This is a genomic window from Actinacidiphila sp. bgisy144 (genome assembly GCF_057708105.1).
On sequence record NZ_JBYIRM010000094.1, the window covers coordinates 1 to 1,625 of the forward strand.

1 protein-coding gene is annotated in these 1,625 nt (G+C 77.2%); it reads left to right on the forward strand.

Going from position 1 to position 1,625, the window contains the following annotated elements; all coding sequences use genetic code 11:
* On the forward strand, window positions 1-1,625 hold a 1,625-nt coding region (locus AC3EVP_RS36825; RefSeq protein ID WP_435138133.1), incomplete at both ends, for a condensation domain-containing protein.

Genomic DNA, 1,625 nt, shown 5'->3' on the forward strand with positions numbered 1-1,625 from the left:
GGTCGCGGGCTTCCGCACCTACCTGCTGGACGAGCGGCTGCGCCTCGTGCCGCCGGGCGTCGTGGCGGAGCTGTACGTCGCCGGGCCGGGCCTGGCCCGCGGCTACCTGGACCGGCCGGGGCTGAGCGCCGGGCGGTTCGTCGCCGATCCGTACGGCCCGGCCGGCACGCGGATGTACCGCACCGGTGACCTGGCGCGGCGCCTTCGCGACGGGCAGCTGGAGTACGCCGGCCGCGCGGACCAGCAGGTGAAGGTGCGCGGCTTCCGGATCGAACCCGGCGAGGTCGAGGCGGCGCTCGCCGAGCACCCCGCCGTCGCCCAGGCCGCCGTCGCGGCCCGGGATGACCGGCTGGTCGGCTATGTCACGGTCCGCCCCGGCCAGGAGGCGCGGCCCGCGCAGCTGGCGGCGCACCTGCGCGAGCGGCTGCCGGACTACCTGGTGCCGACCGTCCTCACCGTGCTGGACGCTTTGCCGCTGACGCCGAACGGGAAGCTGGACCGGGCGGCGCTGCCCGCGCCCGAGGTCGCGCCCGCGGGCGCCTCCCGCGCCCCGCGCACCCCGCAGGAGCAGATCCTGTGCGAGCTGTTCGCGGAAGTGCTGGGCCTGCCGCGGGTCTTCGCCGACGACGACTTCTTCGCGCTGGGCGGGCACTCCCTGCTCGCCACCCGGCTCGCGGCCAGGGTGCGTTCGGTGCTCGGCGTCGAACTCGGCCTGCGCGCCCTCTTCCAGGCGCCCACCGTGGCGGGCCTGGCCGGGGCGCTGGCCGGCGCCGACCGCGCCCGCCCGGCGCTGACCGCCCGCGCGCGGCCCGAGGCGGTGCCGCTGTCCTTCGCGCAGCGCCGGCTGTGGTTCCTGCACCGCATGGACGCGGCCGCCGCGACGTACCACATCCCGCTGGCGCTGCGGCTGTCCGGGGACCTCGACCGGCCTGCGCTGGACGGGGCGCTGGCCGACGTCGTGGCCCGGCACGAGAGCCTGCGGACGGTCTTCCAGGAGGTCGGCGGCGTGCCCTGCCAGCGGGTGCTGGACCCGGCCGCGGTCCGGCCGCGGGTCCGGCCGGCCGAGGTGGCGCGCGACGACCTGCCCCGTGCCCTCGCCGAGGCCGCCCGGCGGCCGTTCGACCTGGCCACCCAAGTGCCGCTGCGCGCGGAGCTGTTCGCCCTCGCGCCGGACGAGCACGTGCTGCTGCTGGTCATGCACCACATCGCCGCCGACGGCTGGTCCACCGGCCCGCTCGCCCGCGACCTGGCCGAGGCGTACGCGGCCCGCTGCGAGGGCCGGCCGGCACAGCGGCCGGCGCTGCCGGTGCAGTACGCCGACTACACGCTGTGGCAGCGCGAGCTGCTCGGCGACGCCGACCACCCGGACAGCCGGTTCGCCGAGCAACTCGACTACTGGCAAAGGCAGTTGGCCGACCTGCCGGAGCTGATCCGGCTGCCCGCGGACCGACCCCGCCCGCCCGTCGCCGGCTGGCGCGGCGACCACGTCGACTTCGCGTTCGACGCCGAACTGCACGCGGCGCTGGTGGAGTTGGCGCGCGGTAGTGGGGCGAGTCTGTTCATGGTGCTCCAGGCGGCGTTGGCGGCGCTGTACACGCGGCTGGGTGCGGGCACGGACATCCCGA